Annotated in this window: 22 protein-coding genes; 6 read left to right on the top strand and 16 right to left on the bottom strand. The window is 63.4% G+C overall.

The annotated features are described in order from the left end of the window. Nucleotides 1-97 precede the first annotated feature (97 nt). Together ASE00_RS01675 and ASE00_RS01670 are read right to left on the bottom strand one after the other, a co-directional pair. Nucleotides 98-1,324 carry an acyl-CoA dehydrogenase family protein gene (locus tag ASE00_RS01675; protein ID WP_082594410.1) on the bottom strand — a complete coding sequence of 409 codons (1,227 nt, stop codon included), beginning with the start codon at nt 1,322-1,324 and terminating at the stop codon, nt 98-100. Nucleotides 1,325-1,430: 106 nt separating this feature from the next. Continuing rightward, nucleotides 1,431-2,741: a cytochrome P450 gene (locus ASE00_RS01670; protein ID WP_082594409.1), complete on the bottom strand. Its 1,311-nt coding sequence runs from the start codon at nt 2,739-2,741 to the stop codon at nt 1,431-1,433. A gap of 261 nt (nt 2,742-3,002) precedes the next feature. Here ASE00_RS01670 and ASE00_RS01665 point away from each other — a divergent pair, with 261 nt between their 5' ends. After that, the gene (locus ASE00_RS01665) at nt 3,003-3,380 is read left to right on the top strand and encodes a carboxymuconolactone decarboxylase family protein (protein ID WP_056377257.1); all 378 of its coding nucleotides are present in this window, start codon (nt 3,003-3,005) and stop codon (nt 3,378-3,380) included. A gap of 113 nt (nt 3,381-3,493) precedes the next feature. On the opposite strand, the gene ASE00_RS01660 is transcribed toward ASE00_RS01665, so the two are convergent. The 9 genes from ASE00_RS01660 to ASE00_RS01620 all read right to left on the bottom strand — a co-directional run bounded on the left by ASE00_RS01660 (nt 3,494) and on the right by ASE00_RS01620 (nt 12,968). Beyond that, nucleotides 3,494-4,672: a thiolase family protein gene (locus ASE00_RS01660; RefSeq protein ID WP_056377255.1), complete on the bottom strand. Its 1,179-nt coding sequence runs from the start codon at nt 4,670-4,672 to the stop codon at nt 3,494-3,496. 22 nt (nt 4,673-4,694) lie between these two features. Beyond that, the gene (locus ASE00_RS01655) at nt 4,695-5,876 is read right to left on the bottom strand and encodes a CaiB/BaiF CoA transferase family protein (RefSeq protein ID WP_056377252.1); all 1,182 of its coding nucleotides are present in this window, start codon (nt 5,874-5,876) and stop codon (nt 4,695-4,697) included. 204 nt (nt 5,877-6,080) lie between these two features. Next, nucleotides 6,081-7,064, bottom strand: coding sequence for an acyl-CoA dehydrogenase family protein (locus ASE00_RS01650; RefSeq protein ID WP_056377251.1), 984 nt, complete (start codon nt 7,062-7,064; stop codon nt 6,081-6,083). Then, entirely contained in the window at nt 7,064-8,215 is a 1,152-nt protein-coding gene (locus tag ASE00_RS01645) for an acyl-CoA dehydrogenase family protein (RefSeq protein WP_056377249.1), read from the bottom strand. The genes ASE00_RS01650 and ASE00_RS01645 overlap by 1 nt, the downstream gene beginning before the upstream one ends. Then, nucleotides 8,208-9,740 carry a class I adenylate-forming enzyme family protein gene (locus ASE00_RS01640; RefSeq protein ID WP_056377247.1) on the bottom strand — a complete coding sequence of 511 codons (1,533 nt, stop codon included), beginning with the start codon at nt 9,738-9,740 and terminating at the stop codon, nt 8,208-8,210. Before ASE00_RS01640 ends, ASE00_RS01645 begins: the two co-directional genes overlap by 8 nt. Nucleotides 9,741-9,743: 3 nt before the next feature. Continuing rightward, entirely contained in the window at nt 9,744-10,892 is a 1,149-nt protein-coding gene (locus ASE00_RS01635; RefSeq protein ID WP_056377246.1) for an acyl-CoA dehydrogenase family protein, read from the bottom strand. 78 nt (nt 10,893-10,970) lie between these two features. Further along, a complete protein-coding gene (locus tag ASE00_RS01630) occupies nt 10,971-11,339 on the bottom strand; it encodes an EthD domain-containing protein (RefSeq protein WP_056377244.1) in 369 nt (122 codons plus the stop codon). A gap of 39 nt (nt 11,340-11,378) precedes the next feature. Continuing rightward, complete coding sequence (locus ASE00_RS01625; RefSeq protein WP_056377242.1) at nt 11,379-11,936, bottom strand: gamma carbonic anhydrase family protein; 558 nt, start codon at nt 11,934-11,936, stop codon at nt 11,379-11,381. Nucleotides 11,937-12,092: 156 nt separating this feature from the next. Beyond that, a complete protein-coding gene (locus ASE00_RS01620; RefSeq protein ID WP_056377240.1) occupies nt 12,093-12,968 on the bottom strand; it encodes a LysR substrate-binding domain-containing protein in 876 nt (291 codons plus the stop codon). Nucleotides 12,969-13,083: 115 nt separating this feature from the next. Here ASE00_RS01620 and ASE00_RS01615 point away from each other — a divergent pair, with 115 nt between their 5' ends. The 3 genes from ASE00_RS01615 (at nt 13,084) to ASE00_RS01605 (ending at nt 15,944) form a co-directional block, all read left to right on the top strand. Further along, nucleotides 13,084-13,884, top strand: a complete 801-nt coding sequence (locus ASE00_RS01615) for a crotonase/enoyl-CoA hydratase family protein (RefSeq protein WP_056377239.1) — start codon at nt 13,084-13,086, stop codon at nt 13,882-13,884. A gap of 186 nt (nt 13,885-14,070) precedes the next feature. Next, nucleotides 14,071-14,862: an alpha/beta fold hydrolase gene (locus ASE00_RS01610; RefSeq protein WP_056377236.1), complete on the top strand. Its 792-nt coding sequence runs from the start codon at nt 14,071-14,073 to the stop codon at nt 14,860-14,862. Between the two features lie 137 nt (nt 14,863-14,999). Then, nucleotides 15,000-15,944 carry a bile acid:sodium symporter family protein gene (locus tag ASE00_RS01605; RefSeq protein ID WP_156405231.1) on the top strand — a complete coding sequence of 315 codons (945 nt, stop codon included), beginning with the start codon at nt 15,000-15,002 and terminating at the stop codon, nt 15,942-15,944. 35 nt (nt 15,945-15,979) lie between these two features. Here the strand turns inward: ASE00_RS01605 and ASE00_RS01600 are convergent, their stop codons facing one another. The 3 genes from ASE00_RS01600 to ASE00_RS01590 all read right to left on the bottom strand — a co-directional run bounded on the left by ASE00_RS01600 (nt 15,980) and on the right by ASE00_RS01590 (nt 19,174). Further along, on the bottom strand, nt 15,980-16,942 hold the full coding sequence (locus ASE00_RS01600) for a LysR family transcriptional regulator (protein ID WP_056377233.1): 963 nt from the start codon (nt 16,940-16,942) through the stop codon (nt 15,980-15,982). Nucleotides 16,943-17,194: 252 nt separating this feature from the next. Beyond that, a complete protein-coding gene (locus ASE00_RS01595; protein WP_056377231.1) occupies nt 17,195-18,718 on the bottom strand; it encodes an aldehyde dehydrogenase family protein in 1,524 nt (507 codons plus the stop codon). Nucleotides 18,719-18,736: 18 nt separating this feature from the next. Continuing rightward, nucleotides 18,737-19,174 carry an Lrp/AsnC family transcriptional regulator gene (locus tag ASE00_RS01590; RefSeq protein WP_056377230.1) on the bottom strand — a complete coding sequence of 146 codons (438 nt, stop codon included), beginning with the start codon at nt 19,172-19,174 and terminating at the stop codon, nt 18,737-18,739. Between the two features lie 144 nt (nt 19,175-19,318). On the opposite strand from ASE00_RS01590, the gene ASE00_RS01585 reads away from it, so the two are divergent. Beyond that, nucleotides 19,319-20,395 (top strand): ornithine cyclodeaminase, encoded by a 1,077-nt coding sequence (locus ASE00_RS01585; RefSeq protein ID WP_056379181.1) that lies wholly within the window; start codon nt 19,319-19,321, stop codon nt 20,393-20,395. Here the strand turns inward: ASE00_RS01585 and ASE00_RS01580 are convergent. Both ASE00_RS01580 and ASE00_RS01575 read right to left on the bottom strand, forming a co-directional pair. Then, a complete protein-coding gene (locus ASE00_RS01580; protein WP_056377228.1) occupies nt 20,392-21,321 on the bottom strand; it encodes a LysR substrate-binding domain-containing protein in 930 nt (309 codons plus the stop codon). The genes ASE00_RS01585 and ASE00_RS01580 overlap by 4 nt on opposite strands. A 107-nt stretch (nt 21,322-21,428) precedes the next feature. Further along, nucleotides 21,429-22,508 carry a CaiB/BaiF CoA-transferase family protein gene (locus ASE00_RS01575; protein WP_321163994.1) on the bottom strand — a complete coding sequence of 360 codons (1,080 nt, stop codon included), beginning with the start codon at nt 22,506-22,508 and terminating at the stop codon, nt 21,429-21,431. Between the two features lie 38 nt (nt 22,509-22,546). Here ASE00_RS01575 and phhA point away from each other — a divergent pair, with 38 nt between their 5' ends. Further along, a complete protein-coding gene (phhA, locus tag ASE00_RS01570; protein WP_056377226.1) occupies nt 22,547-23,422 on the top strand; it encodes a phenylalanine 4-monooxygenase in 876 nt (291 codons plus the stop codon). Nucleotides 23,423-23,619 lie beyond the last annotated feature (197 nt).

Here is a 23,619-nt window from a genome sequence, read left to right as displayed (position 1 = left end):
CACTCGCGCCGCCTCCCCTCTCAGCCGGCGATCGCCTCGCAAGGAGTTTTCGCCGGCTGATTATATGATGATGATTCCGCTACGATCGAAGACGGGCTTAGCGCGATTTGATCACCTGATCGGCGAGGTCACGGCGCATCGGATCGACCCACGATTGCAGTGCGTGCGCGCGGCACATCGCCATATCACGGAAAAATCTCTGAATCCGCTGTCCGTCGAAGGCGGATGACGAGCCAGCAGAAAACAGGATGATCGATTCCATCACCTGCCAGCAGGTGTTCATCACCTCGAGGCAGATGAGACGGATGGTAAGATCCAGCGCGACGGAGAATTCCGCGGTCCCGGCCTTCTGCTCCGCTGCGGCATCGGTCCACTGGTGGCAGGCGTTGAACAGAGCGGCTTCGGCAAAGGCGATCTTGCCCATCGCGTCTCCGAAATATCGACGATAGTCGACGTCCTCGGTCCTGGGCACGATCGGCGGAAGCATGGTCGTCTTCGTCCGCAGCAATGTTTCATATTCCGCGAGCGCGCCCTTTACGGCGCCCAGCATGATCGATGCCGGCTCCAGATAGAGAAAGGACATCGGCCTGCCATGGTGCAGAACATAGGGACTGTCGTCCCTTGGGGCGTGGTCCGCAAAATCCACCCCGGGCAAAACGAACTCCGCCGGCAACGCCACATTCTCGAACACGATGCTGTGCGAGCCGCTCCCCTTCAGGCCAAGGCTCCCGCCCCAGTCGTCGAGACGTTTCCAGGCCGAGCGCGGAGCGACGAAAGTGCCTTTGCCCAGAGCATTTCCATTTTCGTCGGAAACGAACGCATGGCTGATGAAGTGCGTCGAGTAGGGTATGCCCGAACAATAGTTGAACGTCCCGTTGAGCACCCAGCTGCCATCCGCCTGCCGCTGCACCGTTCCTTGCGGCTTGATCGTGCCGGCGCAGATGAAGTCGACGTCACGGAAAAGCTCCGCCTGGACGTCCTGACTGAACAGCGAACCGGCCGCCACTGCGTGAGAATGGCCGAAGCAATATTGCCACGCGGTCGACGGGCATCCGCTGGCGATGATCACGGCAATACGGAAAAAGACCTCCGCATCGAGACCGTAACCCCCGAACTGCTCGGGAACCAGCATCCGGTAAAATCCGGCCTCCCGGAACATCGCATGGGTTTCCTCGGAGTAGAAAGTGCGCTTTTCCACCTCCGCCTGTTGATCGAGCAGGTGCGGAACCATGGCTCTGGCCCGTGCGACAAAAGCGGACATGCCGGTGTCCACAGCGCTGAATTCAGGCGGCTCGGCATTGGCCAGCGCCACAGTGTTAGACATGAAACTCTCCTCGCAAATGCATCACTGATCCAGGGCGCCTACCGGATGTCCTCTCGCAGGTTGGGCCCGATCCAAAACGCGTATGAATATGATCGAACGTCGCGCCCTATACGTCCCAGATGACCGGCACGCTCAATGGCGCACGAAGCGTCCAGCCCGTGATGCGCGGCGTGGGATAGTCCGGGTCGAACCTCAAATTGGGGAAGTCGTCGATCAGATGCTCGATCAGGCCAGCAAGCGCCGCTCGTGCAACATCCTTGCCAAGGCACGTATGGGCGCCACTGGAAAACAGCATGTGCTGTTTCTGCTCTCGCAGGAGATTCAGCTCGTCGGGATTGGCCCAGCGGCAGGGGTCCCGATGGGTTATGCCATGCATGGTGAAGACCACCGCATCCTTCGGGATGTGGACGCCGACCAGTTCCGTGTCCTCGGTCGCCTGGCGCGCCTGGACATTGCCCAGCCCCTGATAGCGCATCGCCTCTTCTACGAACTGCGGGATGAGCGAGCGGTCGGCCTTGAGCAGGTCGAATTGGTCGGGATGGGCCAGCAGAAGATAGATGATGCTGCTCGACTGCTTGAACACCGTATCGATACCGGCGATCATGAGATTTGTCGTCAAGCCGACGAGATGCTCGTCATTGAGCGGCTCGCCATCGACCTTGCTGTTGATCATCATGGTGATCACGTCGTCGCGAGGATCGGCTCGCCGTTCGTTGATCTTCTTCTGGGCATAGGCCTTGATTTCGGCATTTGCCTTGGCCGCGCCTTCCGGATCGGTGTTCACCTGGTGGGCGTGTTCGAAGAGATATGCGATGTACAGCTTGTCCTCTTCGGGAAAGCCCGTGATCGTGCTCGTTATGTCATAGGCGTAATGGGCCGTCAGATCGCGGATCAGGTCGGCACGGCCCTTGGGCTTCAGATCGTTGAACCGACGCTCGAGGACGGGGCTGATGATCTTGTCTTTGTATTTTTCCAGTGCCTTCGGCGTGAACCCTTGCTGTACGACTGCTCTGTACTTCGGATGCTCGGGACGATCCATCGTCGTGAGGATCGGGCCCCAATGTCCGAAGGTCGGCTTGTAGACCTTGGACGCAAAAATCTTGGGCTTCGCATATACCCGCAGGGCCGCCTCCCAGCTCACGGCGGCATAGCACTCCTTCTCGATCAGGTGCGCGGCGATGAAGATATTCGGCAGGATGACGTCACCGAACTGCATCTTGGAACCGGGCGGATCTCCCACGCCCCGCCCCTTGACCACAGGGCCCATCGCGTGAAGCTTGGCAGCGATTTGCTGGACGGGATCGTCCATCGCATCGATGTCCTTCGTCTCATCGGGGTGGGTGATCAATGCGTCCAGGCCGAACGATTGCCGATCTTCAGTATCTTCACCGTGAAAGGGGCACTGCAATTTTTCCATTTTCCGCTCCTAACTGTCTCTTTGCCCGCCGCGGCGATGTGATCCCGCTGCTTCAATGCTGCGTCAGCAACGCCGCGGCCTGATCGGTTGATTGGCTTCACCCGCCGATTCGAGCGTTGACAATAACTATTCATGTGATCAGTATCAATACCGAAGCGCGCCTTGGCGGGCCCTGTGGCGACGCTCCCGTGCGGCCATTGGAACCTACCCCGGCCACGGCATCGCCGATGGCAATAAAGCCCTGACAAAGGAGAGAGACGAATGGATGGTTCGGGCAAGCGCGAAGCGGGGCTGAAGATCATGGCGGAAATGTTCGGGCCCGACGTGACCGCCGGATTTACCCGGAAGTCGGGAGATTTCGGCGGCGAACTGGTATCCATGGCGGTCGAAAACGTGTTCGGAGGAATCTGGGCTCGGCCCGGCCTGTCACGACGGGATCGCAGCCTGCTGACGATCGCCATCCTGATCCAGGCGCGTGCGCTGGATGAGTTACGTGTACATCTTCGGGTGGCGCTAACGAACGGCCTGACCAAGGACGAACTGGCCGAAGTGATCTATCATGCCGTTGCCTATTGCGGCGTTCCCAGCGCCCATTCTGCCTGGCACGTGGCCAACGAGGTGCTCGGCTCGGAGCAATGACGCCGAACGATATTCGATCGGATCGCGGCGAACGAAATAAGGCCTGCTCAGGCATTTGGCCCGAGCAGGCATTTTAATGGGCGGGAGCTTCGCCGCACCGAGATCGATCCGCCCTACAGCCTCTCGATGATCGTCGCATTGGCCATCCCGCCATTCTCGCACATGGTTTGCAGGCCGTAACGCTCTCCGTTCGCTTCCAGGGCGTGAAGCATGGTCGTCATCAGGCGCGCGCCCGACGCGCCCAGCGGATGCCCCAGCGCAATGGCGCCGCCGCGCGGATTCAGGCGCGCCGGGTCGGCCTGCAACTCCTTGGCCCAGGCGAGCGGTACGCTGGCGAAGGCTTCGTTCACTTCGAAATGATCGATGTCCGCCATCGAAAGCCCCGCCTTGCCCAGCACGCGGCGCGTTACCGGGATCGGCGCTGTGAGCATGAGCAGCGGATCGTTGGCCATGACGTCGAACGCGACGAAGCGTGCCCGGGGGCGCAGGTTGAGCTTGATCGCCATGTCTTCGCTCATCAGCAGCACCGCCGCCGCGGCATCCGCGAGTTGCGAAGAATTTCCGGCCGTCACGCCCCAGAAAAGCTCGGGGAAGCGTTCGCTCATGGCGGGATCGACGAAAACCGGGTTCAGCCCTGCAAGCCCCTCCGCCGTGGTGGTCGAACGGATCGTTTCGTCCCGCAAGAAGGGGCCATTTTCGGTGTCGACCGCGATGATCTCCGCGTCGAAGCCGCCATTCGCGCTTGCTGCCGCGGCACGTGCATGGGACAGAGCGGAATATTCGTCCATCTCTTCCCGCGAAATACCCCATCGGGCGGCGATCAGTTCGGCCGAGATTCCCTGGGACACCAGGCCCGGCGCATAGCGCTTCCGCACTTTCTCACCAGCGATATCCTTGTTGATACGGTTCGAACCGATCGGCACGCGGCTCATGGTCTCGACGCCTCCGGCGATGACGATGTCGCAGGCCCCCGCGGCGATCGCATGCGCGGCGAAATGGATCGCTTGCTGGCTCGAACCGCATTTGCGGTCGATCGAGGTCGCCGGCACATGATCCGGGAAACCTGCGCCAAGGACGGCCATGCGCGGTACGAAAGTCTGCTCCCCGATCTGGGTAACGCAGCCGATGATCACATCGTCGACGGTGCCGGGATCAATGCCGTTTCGCGACACCAGCGCTTCCAGAACCCCCGCCAGCAGGTCAACCGGATGAAGCGACGACAGCGCCCCTCCCGGCTTGCCCCGGCCCGTCGCCGTGCGGATGGCATCGATGATAACGGGTTGCTTGCTCATGCATCATTCTCCGGTCCGGTGGTCAAATCACGCCGTCCTGGCGTAACCTGGATATTGCCTCAGGGTCGTAGCCCAGGCTTTCCAGGATGAAATTCGTATGTTCGCCAAGCATAGGCGGCGCGCGTGTCTCGCTCGGCGTCCGGCTCAACAAGGCGGGTGCCGCGGTCAGTTCCGCAGGTTTCGTCAGGCCCGGATAGGTCACCGGACGAAGCAGATCGAGAGCTTTCACCTGCGGATGATCGACGACCTCCTGTGGCGAAAGCACCGGTCCCGCGGGAATATTGGCTGCGGCCAAGGCATCGAGTGCCTCGTCCCGGCTCCTTTCGGCGCACCACTCCGACATGCGCTGCGAGAGAAGCTCGCCATTCAAGCCGCGAGAGATATCGTCGCTGAAACGCGGATCGGTAAGCCACTGCTCCTCCTCGCCCATGAGGCGAGCCCAACGGGCGAAAAGCGGCTTGCTCACGACATGGGTGGCGATCCAGCCGTCTTTGGTACGGAAAAGATCGGTGGGTCCCGAGTTGAACGCGCGATTGCCCAAGGGGCGGCGGTCTGGCGCAGCCAGCGCCTGCTCCAGCAATGGCTGGCCGTTGAACGTGACGGCCGTGGCCAGCAACGACGCGGAAATCTCCTGCCCCACGCCGCTTCGTTCACGTTCGTACAGCGCCACCATCACGGCGAAAGCGGCATGGAGGGCAGTGCCGAAGTCGACCCACGGCGTGGCGCTGCGATAAGGCTGATCCTCGGTACCGGTAAGATAGACTCCGCCGGACATTACCTGCCCGATGCTATCGAAACCGAGCCGCTCCGCCCACGGCCCGGTCGAACCGAAGGCAGAAATGCCGACCGCGATTATGTCGGGTTTCAGCTCCGTGAGGCTTGCATAGTCCAGCCCAAGCTTCGCCGCCGCCTTCGCAGACATATTGGCGACGACGACGTCGGCCGTTGCGATCAATTGCCGGATTATCGCACGGCCGCTTTCCGACCCGACATCCAGGGCAAGCGACTGCTTGTTGCGATTCATCTGAAGGAAGATGGAGCCTTCGCCGTCCGCCGTGACCGGCGTGATGTAGCGATCTTCATTCCCTTCCTTCTTTTCGATGCGGATGACTTCCGCGCCGAAGTCGGCCAGCAGAGCAGCGCAGTAAGGCCCGGCGACGTATCGGCCGAAATCCAGCACGCGTATTCCAGCAAGTGGGCCCAATCCCCTGGTTCCTTATCCTCGATACGGCGAGGGTCGCAACGTCGCCCGACGGCTGGCAGACCGCCTCGACCGTGATCGATAGCCGCACATCCTCGGCGCAGAACTAATTTGCCGAAAAATATGGAGCCAATATTAAAATAAATGGTCTCGATATATCATTCGTATCGCCAGCCTATGCGAACATATGCTCGCGCCTCCCTCCCATCAGGCCGGCACGAGCTGTGTCCGCACGAAATCGACCGTCGACTGATTTGCCGCCAGCCGCGCTTCGCCGAGCCGAAGCGCCCACCAGTGCGATGACCCGTCGGCCAGCCGCCATTCGTGCAGCCGGCGGGTGAAGAGTTGGAGGTCATATTCCTCGCTGATGCCGATCGCGCCATGCACCGCATGCGCGATCCTGGCCACTTCGACCGCAGCCGCACCGCAAACCTGCTTTGCGGATGCGACGATCAGCATGTTCGCGGGCAGACCGGCCGCGCACGCCGTCTCGCTGGCCAGGCGCGCGGCGATCACCTGCTCGGCCATGACGGCGAGCTGCTGCTGCACCGCCTGCTGCTGGCCGATCCGCCTGCCGAACTGAACGCGTTCATTGGCATAGGCCACGGTCATATCGTGAACCCTGCCAGCCGCCCCGGCGATCAGGCACGCCCGGACCAGCGCCCCCAGGGTCCGCAAACCGCCTGCGGGTGAGGCGCAGCCGGGCCCAGCCGGCCGCCGTTGCCATGCGAAGCTCTCCGCCAGGCCGCGATCAGCACCCGTTCCGCTTCGGGCGAGGCTATCGGCGGCGGCCAGCACCAGCCCTTCGCTCGTTTCGATCAGCACATGCTCCGCGGCCCGCCCGCACGGAATCGGGGGTGTCGCGTCTCGATTGGCAACGGCCAGCACGATCGGCCCCTTCGGATATTCGATGCCCGCGTCGGCAAGAAGCTGGCGAGCCAGCATGGTTTCGGCTGCCGGAGCCGGAAAGCCATGGCGTCCGAGTGCGAGGAATAACGGCCCGGCATCGCTGAGCGTCAGCCCCGCTCCGCCCGCTTCCTCGGACACGAGCGCGTCGAGGAAGCCGGATTCTTCCAGTGCGGGCCAGAGATTTCCTAGCATGCCGGTTGCCTCGATCTGGCGGATATGTTCCGAAGAGGCGATGTCGGCGAGCAGCCGCTCGAAGGGATCGAGCAATTCATTGAAGTCCATCAGCGTAACCCCATCCCTCTCGCAATGATCCCCCGCAGGATTTCCCGCGTGCCACCCCGCAGGGAGAAGCTGGGTGCGATATGCGTGACGTACAGCAGGGCCCGGTAGAGCTCCGGATCGACCGGTTCGTCGGGGTGGCCCGCAATGTCATCGCCGATCACCAGCGGCAGTTCCTGCTCGAAGCTGGTGCCCAGATCCTTGATCAGCGCCGCTTCCACCACCGGTTGCTCCCCGGCCGCAAGGAGGGCGGTGCACGCCAGCGAGATCGACCGGAGCACCGCGATCTGGGCGGTCAGGCGGCCGACCAGCGCCGTGGTCGCACTGTCGTTGCGCCCGGCGGCCTGCAGGTGACGGACCCAGGCGTCGAGCAGCACGATGCTCGAATAGATCCTTTCCGGCCCGCTGCGCTCAAAGGCGAGTTCGGCGGTGACCTGCTCCCATCCCCTGCCTTCTGCGCCGATCAGGGCAGTGTCGGGAAGTTCGACATTGTCCAGGAAGACTTCCGAGAAATGCGCGTCCCCGGTCAGATCGACGATCGGACGGATCGTTATGCCGGGCGCCGTGAGATCCAGGATGATCTGGGAGAGGCCCCTGTTCCGGTCGTCGGATGTGCCGGAGGTGCGAACCAGGGCGACCATATAGTGACTGCGCATCGAGTGCGTCGTCCAGATCTTCTGGCCATTCACGAGCCAGCCATTCTGCACTCTTTCGGCGCGCGTGCGCACGCTGGCGAGGTCGGAACCGGAACCCGGCTCGCTCATGCCGATACAGAAAAACGCCTCGCCCCTGCATATCTGCGGAAGATAGGTCTGGCGTTGCTCCTCGGTCCCGAAATTGAGGATCAGCGGCGCGCTCTGCCGTTCGGCGATCCAGTGGGCCGCGACCGGCGCCCCGGCGCAAAGCAGTTCCTCGACCACGACGAACCGGGCGAGCGGACTCCGCCCGCCGCCGCCATAGCGCTCCGGCAGCGTGAGCCCGAGATAGCCCTCCGCGCCCAGGAGCTTGCTGAATGAGGCGTCGAAGCCCTGCCATGAGCGAGATCTGCGGTCGATCGGCATATCGGCTATCGCGCGCTGTATCAGAGCCCTGAGAGGCGCGCGAAGCGCCTCGTCCTCTGCCGGCAACGCGGCCAATTTCAAATTGTCAAACATTATTCACTCTCGAATTGGGGACATTCATCTGGCCCTTCGCTCTAAGATCATGAGTAAACGCAGTATTCGCCACCATCTTGAACCGCTGGACTTTCTGCGTCGGGGTCTTCGGTATTTCGGATACGAACTCCACATATCGCGGGACCATGTGCCGCGGGAGCGCCAGGGCAATGAAGTCGGCTATGTCCCGAGCTTGGACCGGCCCGCTCGGCACCACCACGAGCTTGATTTCCTCTTCCATCACCGGATCGGGAATGCCGACCGCCGCACAATCCGCGATGGCGCCGTGCTTGAGCGCGCAAAGCTCGATCGTGACGGGCGAGATCATCTCTCCCGCGCGCCGGATGAGCTCCTTCTTGCGCCCTTCGAAATAGAGAAAACCGTCTTTATCGAACCGGCCGAGATCTCCGGTATGGAACCAGAGATTGCCCATGGCTTGCAGCGTCTCTTCGGCTTTCCGGTAATAGCCCGACGTCATGACATGCGGTCGAAGCGAGCGCACGGCGATCTCGCCTACTGTCTCCGGGGGAAGCACATTGTCATCGTCGTCGAGTATCTCGACGTCGAAATCGTCGCGCCGCTGACCGACACTCCCGAACCTGTTTCGGTCCAGCGTGTTGATCGTGACCATGCCGCCCGTTTCGGTCATGCCGTAAAGCTCATGGACGGTGACGCCCAGCCGCGGCGCGAGTTCTTGCCAGACGCCGCGTGGTGCTCCGCCGCCGACGCAAAAGCGCAGGCCGCTTTCAATGTCGGCCTGGATTTCCTTTGCCAGGATGCTGAGAACCGTACCGACATAGGTGAACCCGGTCGCACCATAGCGCTGCACCTGCGCGACGAAGCGCGAAGCCGAAAATCGCGGCACGAGCACCATGGAACATCCCACCGTCAGGCAGGACATCAGCGCGTACATCTGCGGATTGGCATGATGCATCGGCAGGAAGGTCAGGATGCGATCGCTGGCTGAAATGCCGGCAGCGCTGACGATTTTTTCGCCTATCGCCCGATAGGATGCGCTGGGGATCATCACCCCCTTGGGCAACCCGGTGGTGCCCGACGTATAGAGGATCGCCATAGGGGCGCCGGCCTGGGGCGTCACGGCCGGCGCAGGTTCGAGACCCGTCACCGCTGTCTCGAAGGATGCCTCGTCCGGGAAGCTGTGCACGGGCACGCCGATCTCGCTGGCGGCCCCCGCAAAGCGCTCGTGCTCGCCCGCTTCGGTAAGGACCATGCGGCAATCGCTCTGGTCGAGCATGTAGCGAAATCCCTCGCCAAATGCATCGTGGCTGACGGGTACGGCGACGGCGCCCAGGGCAAGCGTCGAAAACCAGTAGAAAAGGAACAGCGGCCGGTTCGACACGGCGATCATCACATGATCGCCCTGCCCTATGCCCTGCCCGGCCAGCCAGGTCGCACCGCGTTGCGCGAGGCCGGCCATGGTCTCGAAATCATAATCCGTGTCCTCATGGAGGACGAATGTGCTGCGGGGCGTGTTTCGCGCCTGGCTGAGCAATTGTTCGAACATCGCTCAGCCGTCCATATTCTTGAGCGACTTGCCGATCGTGTTGCGCAACACTTCGGAGGAGCCGCCCGCGATCTCATAGGCCTTGGCGTCGCGAAAAAAGCGTCCATAGGGCGCGTTTTCCATCACGCCATAGGCGCCGCATATCTGCACGCACTTGCTGGCCACTTCGGTCGCCAGCGACGCGGCGAACAGTTTCGCTTCGCTGGAATGGCGCGCAATGTCGCCACCGCTGTCGAGCATGGCGGCAGCATTATAGGTCAGCAGCCGCGCCGCATCGATGCGCGTCGCCATGTCCGCGAAATACCACTGGATGCCTTGCTTTTCGAAGACCGCGCTGTCGAAGATCCGGCGGCTCTTGGCGTGGGCCAGCGCGTGATCGAAGGCGGCCCGAGCGATGCCGAGGCATATGCCGGCCGCCATGGTCCGCGAATAGTCCAGAGTGGTGACCGCCTGCCGAACCCCCTTGCCCTCCGTGCCGATCCGGTGATCTTCGGGCAGGCGCACCCCCTTCAGCACCAGATTGACGTGCGGGCCGTTTCGCAGTCCGAAGGTCGCCGAATTCTCACCTTTGTACGTCGATACGCCCGGCAGTTCCGCAGGCACCGCAAAGGCGCTGACGCCGACCGGCGTCTCGGCCAGGATCACGAAGAACTCGGCGGCCGAGCCGGAGGTGATGAAGGATTTTTCGCCGTCCAGCACCCATTCGGTGCCGTCGCGATGTGCCTTGGTATCCAGCGATCGGATATCGCTGCCATGATTGGCTTCTGTCAGCGCATAGGATGAGATCATTCCGTCCGCGAACCGCGGAAGATAGCGATCCTTCAGCGAATCGCTGCCGAACAGATCGAGGATGATCTGCGCCTGCAGGATCGTGATCAGGCTGATGCCGACCCCTGCGCTGCTATAGGAGACCTCCTCGAATACCGCGAGCGCATGGCGAAAGTCCTGGCCGCCGCCACCGCGAGCGGACGGCATGAAGATGGTGTTGTAGCCTGCCGCCGCCAGCGCGCGGACCGCGTCCAACGGATAGAGATCCTTCTCGTCGGTCTCGACGGCAATCGGATCGATCTCCCGCGCCACAAAGGCGCGTAGCGGAGCCAGGAAGGCCGGTGCCACCATATCGGCCCACAGCGGCCCTGTGGCAGTGCTCATGCTATCTCCTTACGGTGCCTGTGCTTGCCAAGCGCGACGATCGTGGGCTGGTCCCCAGTTTACGGATGCTACCTGCCGTCACCGGACGAGGGCCGGCGCATCGCCCACCTGGTAGACCGGATTGTCATAGGCGGTGAAATGAGAGCTTCCGAGATCCATGAATTGCTCCAGCAACGGCGCAATACTGCTCTTGTAGATCGGCTCCTCGATCATCCTGCCGATATCCTCGGCGGACTCGAACCAAGCCTCCGCTATGCCGTCAAATGGGAGACTCTGACCGGGAATGTCCGCGGGCGCGTCGAGCTGATGTTGAACGTAACGCCGAAGATGGCGCTTGATTTCGGGATGCTTGTTGTAAAGCGGCCCATAGACGTCCGACCAGAAACGGCGGAACTCTTCCACCGTCATTCCTGGCTTCCGGTTGTAAAATCCCATCATGATGATCATGCGTTTTCTCTGAATAGTGATTTGAAAAAGGATCTCGGACTACACCGCCCTGACGGCACTCTTCGCATCCGCATGGCGGCGGCAATTTTCGATGTAGAAGGCCGTGGCCTCCTGATTTGACGCGATCTCTTTGGCCGTCAGGTTGCGAAGAAATTTGGCCGGGCGTCCGCTCCACAACTCTCCCGACCGGATGACCTTGCCCGAGGTGAGCATCGCCCCCGCCGCGAGCATGCCATCGCTCTCGATCGTCGCGCCGTTGAAGATGATCGTTCCCATGCCGGCGACCGCCCGATCCTCCAGGGTGCAGCCATGCAGCATGGACATATGTCCAACCATACAATCCTCCCCGATCAGGGTCGGATAAATGGGATGATTGGAATTGGCGTCGTCGCAATGGATCATGCAGGAGTCCTGGACGTTCGTCCGGGCGCCGATCCGTATGTGGCTCATATCGCCACGGATCACGCAATTATACCAGACGCTGGCATTCTCGCCGAGCGAGACGTCGCCGATGATGCGGCATCCAGGGGCAACGAAGGCGGTCGGCGCGATCCGGGGGGCGATGCCTTTGACGGCCGATATCGTGGTGTCGCTCACGCGCGGCCCACCCCGATTTTAGCGGCCGCCCGGAACACCAGGCGCGGCATTGACCCTTTGAACATCAGCCTCTCCCGATGGCGCACCAATCCGGGCGAGGAGAATGGCTTTCAGGAGATGGTTTTCAAATATTTTATCAGCAGCAATCGATATCGATCAGCTATCGATCTTGTCTGTGGCCATGCGGACGAAGTTATGGATGACGGCGTTTCCGCTGGGCGCGTGCAAGACCCCGAGTTCGATATCGATCAACTCGGCGAGAGGAACCAGGGTCACCCGGTCCGGCGCGAAACGCTGCGCCTTTGCTGGAACCAATGCGACCCCCAGTCCGCTTTGGACGAGGCTCAGAATCGTTTGAAGCTGCACCGCTTCTTGCACGATGCGCGCGACGAAACCGGCATTCTGGCATGCGGCGACCGTCGTCGCGCGCAATATGCTAACCTCGCTGTGCACGATGAAAGGCTCGTCGGCCAATTGCCTCAGGTCCAGGCGCCGTTTGCGTGCAAGCGGGTGGGAGTTGGGAAGCGCCGCCACCAGTTGATCGCGCTCCACCACCGCTGTCGTGACTTTGCTGCTTCGTTGCAGCGGCAGTCGAACGAGACCGAGATCGAGGGACCCCGCCTCGACCTTGTTTTGTATCTCGAGACTATTGCCCTCGTTCAATATGAGTTCGACGGCGGGATATTTCCTGCGGAAAGGTTCGATGAGACGCGGCAGCAATGCGAACGTCGCCGAACCGACGAAGCCGATGGTCAGCCGCCCCCGTTCGCCGGCCACGCCTTGTTTGGCGGCCTGGCGCACCTGTTCGGCTTGCGCCAAGGTAGCACGCGCAGGCTCCAGGGCGGCCTCTCCTGCTGCGGTCAGGGTCACGCCGCGCGGATTGCGATCGAACAGCGGCGCGCCCAGCTCCTGCTCGAGCTTGCGGATCGCCACCGTCAGCGGCGGCTGCGATATGTGCAGCCGTTCCGCGGCCCGGTGAAAATTGGACGTCTCCGCCAGGGTGACGAAATAGTGGAGCAGGCGCAGTTCCATGATATCTCCAAGCTATCGCTCGACGGGCTTTAAATATTATAATCGATAGCCCGTCATGCGGTATCGAAAAGGTTGAAGCGGCCGGAACGCCGTAAAATTGGGAGATCTGCCCGCAATGGAACCGTTTCTCGTCATCACGCGTGAAGGGCCCGTGGTAACGGCCACGCTCAATCGCCCCGATGAACGCAACGCGATCACCGACGTCGCTTATAGCGATGAGATTGCCGAGTTCTGCAATTCCATCGGCTCGGATGCTACGGTCCGGGCGCTGGTTCTCACCGGCGCCGGCAGCGCATTCTGCGCTGGCGGTAACGTGAAGAATATCCGCGACAAGGTCGGCATGTTCGCCGGATCGCCCTATGAACTCCGCAACCGCTACCGCACGGGAATCCAGTCGATCCCGACGGCGCTATACGACCTTGAGATACCCGTCGTGGCCGCCGTCAATGGCCCCGCCATCGGCGCCGGTCTCGATCTCGCCTGCATGTGCGACATCCGCGTCGGAGCGGAGAATGCCATCTTCGCCGAAAGCTTCGTGAAGCTCGGCCTTGTCCCCGGGGATGGCGGGGCCTGGTTGCTGCCACGGATCATCGGCATGTCCCGTGCTACGTTGATGACGCTTACGGGCGATGTCATCGATGCCGCGAAAGCGCTGGAATATGGACTGATCGACGAAATGGTGCCGGCTGATCAGGTGCTCGCGCGGGCACATAATATAGCGGGCAGGATTGCCGCCAATCCCGGCCATGCCACCCGCATGGCCAAGCGCCTGCTGCGCGAAGGGCAGGATATGAAACTGGGGCCGATGCTCGAATTGTCCGCGGCCTATCAGGCGTTGGCCCATCACACCCGGGATCATGAAGAAGCGATCGCGGCCTTTCTCGAAAAGCGCCCGCCGCGGTTCCAGGACGCATGAAACCGCCGCTATCGGCGCGCAAATGCCGGGCAGGAATATCCGCGATGAGAAGACGGTTCTTGTTGGCGCACGCGCCGGACCATAGGCCGGCCCGGTCGGATCTAAGCCGTTGGAGTTGTGCTGCCTGAAGCGGACCCCGCTCGATGCAGCGCTTACCTACGGCTTTGCTCACATGGAGAGACCAGGATGGCGCAGACGCAATTCAAGCAGGTCGGCAAGGTACGGGTCGCCTACGAGGCTGTCGGCGAAGGGGCCCCGCTGATCCTTCTGCACGGCGGTGAAGGCGACAGCGGCATGTTCAAGGAGATCATGCCCTATCTCGCAAAGTCGTTCCTGACGATCGCCTATGATCAGCGTGGCTGCGGCGGCACGACGATGGAAGACTCTTCGGACTACCGTCTCGAAGATCTTGCGGACGATGCGGCAGGCTTCATCGAAGCACTCGGTTATGAAAAGGCTCATGTGCTCGGCCATTCCGCCGGCGGCTTGGTTGCGCAGATGCTCGCCGTCCGGTCGCCGCATCGGATCGACAAGCTGATCCTGGAATCAACCGCCCCGATCACGACGTTCAAGAAGACGATGAGTGATGGCGCGATCCAGGAGCATGGAAGAAGGATTTCCGAAGGAGGGCTCGTCGCTCTTGCGGAATTCTTCACCACGCCTGAGTTCATCGCCGAAAATCCTGGATTTCTGGATCGCTTGTCGGAGATTCGGGCGGCGGTGTCCCCCGAAGCGATGGCGCAGCGCCTGAGAGCGCTGCAGACCTTCGACGATATCGATCTGAGCCGGATACGCACGGAAACGCTGGCGATCTATGCCGAGCGGGATCAGTTGGTAGCGCGCGATTCCTTCGAGCATATGGCCAACGAAGTGCTGCAAAATGCCAGACTGGAAATCTATCCCGGCGCCGGGCATGCCAGCGTCGTCCAGTTTCCAGAGGGCTATGCAAAATTGATTACGGCATTTCTCGAGGGCTGACGGCGATTTTCTCCATTCGGCCACCCGCGCGGCAAGGGCTCGCAGCACATATGCGGGCCGCGCCGGTCCCATGCCGAATATCAGCGAAAGGGTTTTGAGTGGCGCGCCTATCCCGGTTCATCGATCCCTACATCGTGATGATGATCGCCACCGTGGCGTTCGCGGCGGTCATGCCGGCCCGGGGGATCGGCGCGGATATCACCAGCTTCGCCGTCGATGCGGGCATCGTCTTTCTTTTCTTCCTGTATGGCGCGCGAATTTCGACCGCTGACGCTTTGATCGGCATGTCGCACTGGCGGCTGCAACTGGCGGTGGCCGCAACGACATTCGTGCTGTTCCCGGTCCTCGGGGCGCTGATCTCGGCCGCCTCTGCCGGTCTTATCCCGAAGTTGCTACTGACCGGCCTGATGTTCCTGTGCGTCTTGCCGTCGACCGTGCAATCGTCGATCGCCTTCACGTCGATCGCGCGCGGAAACGTGCCCGCCGCGCTTTGCGCCGCTTCGGCATCGAATATCATCGGTGTCGTGGTGACGCCGCTTCTGGCGGGATGGCTGCTGCAAGCGGCCGGCGCCCAGCTTTCCTTGGGGGTGTTTCGCGATATCGTCCTGCAATTGCTGGCTCCGTTCGTCGTGGGCCAGTTGCTGCGGAAATGGATCGGAGCCTGGGTAACGCGGAACAAGAAGCTGCTCACCATCGCGGACCGGGGCTCGATCCTGCTGATCATCTATGCCGCTTTTTCCCGCGGCATGGTCAGTGGCGTGTGGAGTCAGATCGAACCGTCCGATCTGGCGATCCTCCTGGTGGTCCTGGGCCTGCTGCTGAGCTGCGTTCTCCTGATCACCAAATGGGCCAGCCGAAGCGTCTTCCGGTTCAGTGCGCCGGACGAGGTCGTCCTCCAATTCTGCGGGTCGACGAAATCACTCGCAAGCGGACTGCCCATCGCGAGCGTCCTGTTCAGCGGCGGCGGCGTGGGACTGATCATCCTGCCTCTGATGCTGTTCCACCAGATGCAGCTCATCGTTTGCGCGATATTGGCCCGGCACCGCGGCGAACAGCCACAGGCCGCCCTCGCCGAAGCCTGACTCGCGTCAGGAACGGCTTTCGGCCGAACCGCCGTTCAGGCGGACATTCTCAACCTGTCCTCATCGGACGACGCGGCCTCGGTCAGGATGCGCGCGGTTGGCCAGGCGCCGCTATCGATCAGCTCGGCGACGCGCCGCTGCAGCATAAGGCTCAACTGCGTAACCGCGGCGGATCCGACGCGCTCGTAGGACGTCGCGATGGTCCACGCCATTTCCAGATCCCTGATCGGGGTCGCCCGGATGTTGCTGTCGGCCATCAACACCACCGCCCCGCCGGGCACGATCCCGGGGCCTGCGCCGGCGCGCACCAGGTCGATCACGAGCGAAGCCGTGGTGACCTCGCATCGGGAGGTCGGCGGGTTCGTCATCGCATTGAACCGCTCTTCGAGATACGGCCTGGCAGTGTTGGGATGCCCGCTCAGGATCAGCGACTGCCCCGCCAGATCCTCGAGCTCGATCGCCGACCCGAACCGGTCGGGAACATCGGCGCGTTCGACGAGGCACATGAGGTCGGCAAATAAAGGTTTGTAGCTGAGGCCGCGCGAGGGGGTCAGCGTTGAGATGATCGCCAGATCGATCTGGCCGTTGATGACGGCGTCACGCAGATTTGCACTGGAGTTCTCCGTGACCTTGAGGGCCACGTCGGCAAACTCCTGGTAGAATGCGCCAACGACCGGAGCGGTGATGATCGACTGCATCGACTGCGGCACGCCCAGCGACACGGCTCCATGGGGCTTTCCCAGGTTCACCGACATCTCATCGGTCAGCAACTTCATACGGCCGAGAATGTCCACGGCGTGCGCGTAAAGCCGCTCCCCGGCGTCGGTCAGTGCAACGCCGTTGCTATGGCGGAAGAAGACCTGTTGGCCGATCTCGGCTTCGAGGCTCGCCATCGAACGGCTGAGGGCCGGCTGGGCGACACACAGCTGATGCGCGCCGCGCACGAAGCTCTTTGCGTCGGCAATGGCCTTGAAATAGCGAAGTTGACGCAAATCCATACCGGTTACCTCAATGGTCGGCCAGCGCGCTCCGGCATGAAACGAAACCTCGACGATCTCTTCGCCATGCGGACCTCAGGAGCTTCTTGAAGCGCTCGGAAGCGTCACTCGCCAAAGCCATAAGACACAGCGCCGACCTTTATAGGCCGATCGATCAGTTGCTGCAAGATTCGCTCCCCGCAAGGCATCAGTCCGGTTGGAATCTTTTGGACCGCCGGATCGCAAGAAGCGCGGCCATGACGGCCGATCCGTTCAGGCATCGACGTCGAATGTCACGCCCTGCGCCAGCGGCAGGCTCCGGCCATAATTGATCGCGTTGGTCTGGCGGCGCATATAGGCCTTCCAGCTGTCCGATCCGCTCTCGCGGCCGCCGCCGGTCTCCTTCTCGCCGCCGAACGCACCGCCGATCTCCGCCCCCGACGTCCCCATGTTCACATTGGCGATGCCGCAGTCCGATCCGCCCGCCGACAGGAATAGCTCCACCTCGCGCATGTCGGTCGCGAAGATCGAGGACGACAGGCCCTGCGGCACCGCATTCTGCAACGCGATCGCCTCGTCGAGGCCGTCATATCGCAGGACATAGAGGATCGGCGCGAAAGTCTCCTCGCGCATGCAGGCGGCCTGCTCGTCCATCTCGACCAGCGCGGGCCGCGCGTAAAAGGCGTCGTCTCCGTTCAGGTCGAAGCGCCCGCCGCCATGCACGCGCCCGCCCGCCGCGCGCGCCGCCGCCAGCGCGCGCTCCATCGCCGCGAAGGCGTCGCCGTCGATCAGCGGCCCGACCAGCGTGCCCGGCGTTCGCGGATCGCCGATCGCGATGCTCTCATAGACCTTCACCAGCTTGGGTATGAGCTGATCATAGACGCTGCGGTGGACGATCAGCCGCCGCAGCGTGGTGCAGCGCTGCCCCGCCGTCCCCATCGCCCCGAAGGCGACCGCGCGCAGCGTCAGGTCGAGTTCGGCCGAGGGCGTGACGATCGAGGCGTTGTTGCCGCCCAGCTCGAGGATCGCCCTACCGAAGCGGCGCGCGACCCGCTCGCCGACCGTGCGGCCCATCCGGGTCGATCCGGTGGCGGAGATCACCGGCACGCGCGCGTCGTCGACCAGCTTCTCACCGAGGTCGCGCCCGCCGATCAGAAGGCCGAGCAACCCGGCGGGGGCATCGTCGCCGAACCTGGCGATCACCCGCTCGACCAGCGCAGTCACCGCGAGCGCGGTCAGCGGTGACTTCTCCGAAGGCTTCCACAGCACGCTGTCGCCGCAGATATAGGCGAGCGCCGCATTCCAGCTCCACACCGCGACCGGGAAGTTGAACGCCGAGATCACCCCGACTGGCCCGATCGGATGCCATTGCTCGGTGATGCGGTGGTCGCCGCGCTCCGAGGGCATGCACAGGCCGTAGAGCTGGCGCGACAGGCCAACCGCGAAGTCGCAGATGTCGATCATCTCCTGTACCTCGCCGAGGCCCTCGGACAGCAGCTTGCCGACCTCGATCGACACCAGCATGCCCAGATCGTCCTTGGCCGCGCGCAGTTCCTCGCCGATCAGCCGGACGAATTCGCCGCGCCGTGGCGCAGGCAGTCTGCGCCACGCCAGGAAGGCGGTGTGCGCCGCCGCGATCCGCGCCTCGGCCTCATCGGCGCTGGTCTCGCGCAGCGTCGCGATCACCTCGCCCGTGATCGGCGAGCGCACGACCAGCGCCCCGCCGTCGAGCGCCGCCGGATCGACGCCCAGCTTCACGAGAAGGTCGCGCATTTCAGCCGCTACCGCTTTGGTCATAGGATCGTCCTCAAGCCTTTAGACGGTGCTCAATAGCAGGCTCGTCTCGCTATTGGCGACGCCGTCGATCATCCGCACCTCGCGCAGCACGCGGTCGAAGTCGGACAGGCTCGCGGCACGGATATCGGCGACGAGGTCCCAATTGCCGTTGGTGGTGTGCAGCGTTCTGATCTCGGTGATGCCGCGCAGCTTGTAGATGACCTGGGTGGTCGACTTGCCGGTTACCTCGATCATCATCACCGCGCGGACGCTGGCATCGTCATAATCGTCGCGTACGCGCACGGTGAAGCCCAGCAGCGTCCCCGTCGCCAGCAGCCGGTCGAGCCGGTTCTGGATCGTCCCCCGCGCCACGCCCAGCGCTTCGGCCAGCTTCGACAATGACGCCCGCCCATCGACGCGGAGATGAGCGATGATCCGGCGGTCGAGATCGTCCGGCAGAAATTTGGCGATGGTCATCGATCAACTCCGGTTGACAAAATGGGCATTCTTCTTGGGCAAATCGATCAAAATCTGACGATTTTCAATCCTGCATTGCCATTTTGTCAGAATATCCTTCCGGCTAGCTTCGGCGGCATCACAACCCGTTCCAAGGATCGCGCCATGCCGCCTTCGCCGTCAGCCCTTGCCTTCATCCCCTTCGTCAGCGTCGAGAACATGATGCGGCTCGTGCATCATTTCGGCATCGAGACCGTGCTGCGCGAACTGACGGACGCGATCGAGGCCGATTTCCGCCGCTGGCCGCTGTTCGAGAAGACGCCCCGCCTCGCTTCGCATTCCGAACAGGGCGTGATCGAACTGATGCCGACCAGCGATGGCGAGGTCTACAGCTTCAAATATGTGAACGGGCACCCCAGCAACACCGCGAAGGGCTTTCAGACCGTCGCCGCCTTCGGCCTGCTCGCGCGGGTCGACACGGGCTATCCGCTGATGCTGACCGAGATGACCCTGCTCACCGCGCTGCGCACCGCCGCCACCTCGGCGATGGCCGCGCGCCACCTCGCCCCGCGCGACGCGAAGGTGATGGCGATGATCGGCAACGGCGCCCAGGCCGAGTTTCAGGCTCTCGCCATGAAAGCGGTGGTCGGGATCGAAGAGGTCCGCCTGTTCGACATCGACGGCCAGGCGATCCGCAAGACCGCCGCCAATCTGCGCGACAGCGGCCTGCGCATCGTCGCCTGCGAGACGGCCGAGGAAGCGATCGAAGGCGCGCAGATCATCACCACCTGCACCGCCGACAAGGCCTATGCGACGATCTTGACCGACAACATGGTCGGCGCGGGAGTGCATCTCAATGCGATCGGCGGCGATTGCCCCGGCAAGACCGAATTGCACAAGGATATATTGTCGCGCGCCCGGACCTTCGTCGAGTTCGAGCCGCAGACCCGCATCGAAGGCGAGATTCAGCAGATGGCCGCCGACTATCCCGTCACCGAATTCTGGCGCGTGCTCCAAGGCGAAGCGCCGGGGCGCAGCGACGTCCGGCAGATCACCCTGTTCGACAGCGTCGGTTTCGCGGTCGAAGATTTCGCGGCGCTGCGTTACGTCCACGCCAAGCTGCAGGGTACCTCCTTCTTCCAGGACATCGACATGCTCGCCGATCCCGACGATCCGCGCGACCTGTTCGGCATGCTCCAGCGCGCCGCGCCTGAAGCCGCGCTCGTCCAGGCCGCAGGCTAACCGCGCTCCAGCCGTCCCGCTTCCGCCGCAGCCTCCTCCAGGAGCCACTCCCGGAACGCGCGGAAGCGGCGGTTGGSGAGCCGCTCGGGCGGATAGGCGAGATAATAGGCCTCGGGGCCCGACACCGCTCGGTCGGACAATGGAACGAGCGCACCCGACTGCAATTCCGGTTCGACCAGGAAGGACGGGACCAGCGCCGCCCCCGCCCCTGCTGCCGCGGCCTGCGCCAGCATCAGGAAATGTTCGAAGCTCGGCTCGGGGGTGATCGGCGGGGCATCGACGCCTGCCGCCGCGAACCAGCGCTGCCAGGCCTGGGGCCGCGTCGTCAGGTGCAGCAGTGGAAGGCCGAGCAGCGCTTCTACTTCCCCGCCCGCCACCCGGTCGCGCAGCGCTGGCGCGGCGAGCGGAAGGGCGCTCTCGCGGAACAGCAGATCGTGCGCGGCCCCCGGCCAGTCGGGCAGGCCGAAATGAATCGCCGCGTCGAAATGCGACGATGTCAGGTCGAACAGGTCCGATCGCGCTGCGAAGTTTACGACCAGGTCGCCCTGCCGCGCGGTCAGCCCGGGCAACCGCGGCGCCAGCCAGCGCATCCCGAAGCTCGGCAGGGTGGCGATGGTGATCGCCCCGCTCTCTGTCCGGTCGATCATCTGCGCGGTCGCATGACGGATGCGCTGCAATGCCGGGCCGATCGCATCGATATAGGCCGCGCCGTCGGGCGTCAGCGTGACGCGGCGGCCATTGCGTTCGAACAGTTTGACGCCCAGCCAATCCTCGAGCAGCGCGACCTGCCGGCTGACCGCGCTCTGGGTCAGCCCCACCTCCGCCCCGGCGCGCGAGAAATGGCTGTGCCGTGCGGCAGCGGCGAAGCTGTGCAGCGCCGCCATCGGCGGCAGCAGCCGGCGGGCAAGGTCGGTCCGGTCGGCCATCGCTCATTCCATCCGATCATCAATCCGATGGCATAGTCTTACATGTGTTCGCTGTTCCGCGGCCAGAGCCCTTTGAGGTCTTATGCGCGGTGCACATCAACCATCGGCTAGCCCGCCAGCCATTCGGCCCGGCGGGCTTCGCCATCGGCATCGGCCGCGATCACGCCGGGCGTGCGCGACAGCCGCGGCGCAGGGGCGGCATACCAGAGGCCGTTGCGAATCTCGCCCCGGTCCGCCATGTGCGGATGCGCGGGCACCTCGTCGAGATCGATCACCGGCGCGAAGCAGACGTCCGATCCTTCGAGCCGTTCGGCCCAGGCGTCGCGCGGCCGGGTCAGGAAGGTTTTCGTGAACAGCTCCACCATCTCGGGCCAGCGCGCCTCATTCTCCTGCTCGGCGGCGAGCTCGGCGGGAAGACCTAGGCGGTCGAGCAGTTCGGCGAAGAATTTCGGTTCCAGCGGGCCGACCGAGACATAGCGCCCATCGGCACATTCATAGCATCTGTAGAACGGCGTCGCGCCCGCCAGCACATTATGTTCGCGCGCGACGCGCAGCTTGCCGCTTTGCGGCAGCCCGGCGAACATGCCCATCATCGAATTGACGCCGTCGACGATCGCGGCGTCGACCACCTGGCCCAGCCCCGATCGCTCGCGCTCGAGCAGCGCGGCGAGTATCCCCATCACCAGGAAGGTCGATCCGCCGCCGAGATCGCCGACCAGGTTGAGCGGTGGCGGCGGCGGCGTGCCCGGCGTGCCCATCGCCGCCAGCGCACCCGTCACCGCGATATAGTTCAGGTCGTGTCCCGCCGCGCGCGCCAGCGGCCCGGTCTGCCCCCAGCCGGTCATCCGCCCATAGACGAGGCGCGGATTGCGGGCATGCACCGCCTCGGGCCCCAGCCCCAGCCGCTCCATCACCCCCGGACGGAAGCCTTCGACGATCACGTCGGCCTTGTCGGCGAGCGCCAGCACCTGATCTCGGCCCTCGTCGCTGCGGATGTCGATCGTCAGCCGGGCGCGGCCGCGGTCCACCACCGGATTGGGCCAGCCATTGCCGCCCTCGCGCTCGATCAGCAGGATTTCCGCGCCGAAATCGGCCAGCAGCATCGCCGCATAGGGGCCGGGCCCGATCGCGCCGAATTCGAGAACCCTGATCCCGCTCAGCGGCAGCGCCTTCTTATCCATCATCATTCCTGGGCTATATCGAGAATCGGTGCCATAGCCGCGCCATGGCCGCAAAGAAACTCGATCGCCCCGCCGGCGCCGCCGAAGACTGGACCATCCCGCAGGGGTGGGAGGATTATTCCCCCGCCGAACATGCGATGTGGGACAGGCTGTTCGATCGGCAGGCCAGGCTCCTCCCCGGCCGGGTCGCACCCGAGTTCCTCGACGGGCTCGATGTCCTGCGCATGGAGCGGCCCGGCATCCCCCATTTCGACGAATTGTCGGAGCGGCTGATGCAGCGCACCGGGTGGCAGGTCGTGGCGGTGCCCGGCCTGATCCCCGACGAGGTCTTCTTCGATCATCTCGCCAACCGCCGCTTCGTCTCGGGCAATTTCATCCGCACCCCCGAGCAGCTCGATTATCTGCAGGAGCCCGACGTCTTCCACGATGTGTTCGGCCATGTCCCGCTGCTCGCCCATCCGGTCTTCGCCGATTATATGCAGGCCTATGGCCGCGGCGGCCAGCGCGCCACCGCATTGGGCGCTATCGAGAAGCTGTCGCGGCTCTATTGGTACACGGTCGAATTCGGCCTGATCCGCGGCGGCGACGGCCTGCGGGTTTATGGCGCGGGCATCGTATCCTCGCATGGCGAGACGAACTTCGCGCTCGACGATCCCTCGCCGAACCGGCTGGGCTTCGATCTGCGCCGGGTGATGCGCACCAAATATCGCATCGACGATTATCAGCAGAATTATTTCGTGATCGACAGCTTCGACGATCTCCTCCGCGAGACGCTCGAGACCGATTTCGGTCCGGTCTATGATGAGTTGGCCCGGCAGGACGATATCGAGATCGACACCATCCTGCCGCAGGACCGCGTCTACACGCGTGGCACGCAGGATCACGTCCGCAGCCGGGCCGCCTCGGCTCCGCAACGATAGACGGAGCCTCTGCAGCGGCGGGAAACCGCCGCACCCCGCGTATCGTGACCGGTATCACAGGGGCCGGCCCGCCCCCTGTCCTACTTCGGTCAACGGGCCGACGACCCCACATCGCCGGCCCGATCGGACGGAGTCCACCGGCAAAGCCCCCCCGCCGGTGGATTCCAATCCGGGGCGCGATCGGGAGGATAGGTGGA

Source organism: Sphingomonas sp. Root710 (genome assembly GCF_001429065.1).
In the GTDB taxonomy this organism is placed as follows: domain Bacteria; phylum Pseudomonadota; class Alphaproteobacteria; order Sphingomonadales; family Sphingomonadaceae; genus Rhizorhabdus.
This window is presented reverse-complemented; position numbering and strand designations above follow the sequence as displayed.

Coding starts and splice junctions, on each gene's coding strand:
- ASE00_RS01675 (WP_082594410.1), bottom strand. CDS start 1,324: ATGTCTAACACTGTGGCGCTGGCCAATGCCGAGCCGCCTGAATTCAGC.
- ASE00_RS01670 (WP_082594409.1), bottom strand. CDS start 2,741: ATGGAAAAATTGCAGTGCCCCTTTCACGGTGAAGATACTGAAGATCGG.
- ASE00_RS01665 (WP_056377257.1), top strand. CDS start 3,003: ATGGATGGTTCGGGCAAGCGCGAAGCGGGGCTGAAGATCATGGCGGAA.
- ASE00_RS01660 (WP_056377255.1), bottom strand. CDS start 4,672: ATGAGCAAGCAACCCGTTATCATCGATGCCATCCGCACGGCGACGGGC.
- ASE00_RS01650 (WP_056377251.1), bottom strand. CDS start 7,064: ATGGACTTCAATGAATTGCTCGATCCCTTCGAGCGGCTGCTCGCCGAC.
- ASE00_RS01645 (WP_056377249.1), bottom strand. CDS start 8,215: ATGTTTGACAATTTGAAATTGGCCGCGTTGCCGGCAGAGGACGAGGCG.
- ASE00_RS01640 (WP_056377247.1), bottom strand. CDS start 9,740: ATGTTCGAACAATTGCTCAGCCAGGCGCGAAACACGCCCCGCAGCACA.
- ASE00_RS01635 (WP_056377246.1), bottom strand. CDS start 10,892: ATGAGCACTGCCACAGGGCCGCTGTGGGCCGATATGGTGGCACCGGCC.
- ASE00_RS01630 (WP_056377244.1), bottom strand. CDS start 11,339: ATGATCATCATGATGGGATTTTACAACCGGAAGCCAGGAATGACGGTG.
- ASE00_RS01620 (WP_056377240.1), bottom strand. CDS start 12,968: ATGGAACTGCGCCTGCTCCACTATTTCGTCACCCTGGCGGAGACGTCC.
- ASE00_RS01615 (WP_056377239.1), top strand. CDS start 13,084: ATGGAACCGTTTCTCGTCATCACGCGTGAAGGGCCCGTGGTAACGGCC.
- ASE00_RS01610 (WP_056377236.1), top strand. CDS start 14,071: ATGGCGCAGACGCAATTCAAGCAGGTCGGCAAGGTACGGGTCGCCTAC.
- ASE00_RS01605 (WP_156405231.1), top strand. CDS start 15,000: ATGATGATCGCCACCGTGGCGTTCGCGGCGGTCATGCCGGCCCGGGGG.
- ASE00_RS01600 (WP_056377233.1), bottom strand. CDS start 16,942: ATGGATTTGCGTCAACTTCGCTATTTCAAGGCCATTGCCGACGCAAAG.
- ASE00_RS01595 (WP_056377231.1), bottom strand. CDS start 18,718: ATGACCAAAGCGGTAGCGGCTGAAATGCGCGACCTTCTCGTGAAGCTG.
- ASE00_RS01590 (WP_056377230.1), bottom strand. CDS start 19,174: ATGACCATCGCCAAATTTCTGCCGGACGATCTCGACCGCCGGATCATC.
- ASE00_RS01585 (WP_056379181.1), top strand. CDS start 19,319: ATGCCGCCTTCGCCGTCAGCCCTTGCCTTCATCCCCTTCGTCAGCGTC.
- ASE00_RS01575 (WP_321163994.1), bottom strand. CDS start 22,508: ATGATGATGGATAAGAAGGCGCTGCCGCTGAGCGGGATCAGGGTTCTC.
- phhA (WP_056377226.1), top strand. CDS start 22,547: ATGGCCGCAAAGAAACTCGATCGCCCCGCCGGCGCCGCCGAAGACTGG.